The 513-nt window shown below is 68.4% G+C and carries 1 protein-coding gene; it reads left to right on the forward strand.

The features are described 5' to 3' along the window. Positions 1-513, forward strand: a 513-nt coding sequence (locus AC6EUH_RS18310; protein WP_499739509.1) for an HNH endonuclease, incomplete at both ends; no start/stop codon positions are given.

The raw sequence follows: 513 nt of genomic DNA on the forward strand, positions 1-513 counted from the left end.
CTCCGACCGCAGGTCATGGTCACCATCGACTACCGCGACCTCCTCGCCCGCCTCGAACACATCACCGGCGACGCCGACCTGCCCGGCACCAGCCCGGACCACACCACCGGCACGCCCTTCCAACCAGGCGCAGCGATGGCGCACACCGGCAACATGCTGTTCACCGGCCCTATCACCGCCGCCACGGTCCGGAAGATCGCCTGCGACGCGGACATCATCCCGGTCCTGCTCGGCGGCGAAGGCCGGATCCTGGACATCGGACGCGCCTCCCGCGTGTTTCCGCCCCACATCCGCAAAGCCCTCACCGCCCGCGACCAGGGCTGCGCGTTCCCCGGCTGCACCATCCCTGCCCCGTGGTGCGAAGCCCACCACATCACCTACTGGTCCCGCGGCGGACCCACCGGCACCGAGAACGGCGTACTGCTCTGTTCACACCACCACCACGTGATCCACAAAGAGCAATGGACCATCCAAATCCGCACCGGTATCCCCTGGTTCATCCCGCCCCCGCAC

The sequence above is a fragment of the Arthrobacter sp. 001422645 genome (assembly GCF_059816125.1).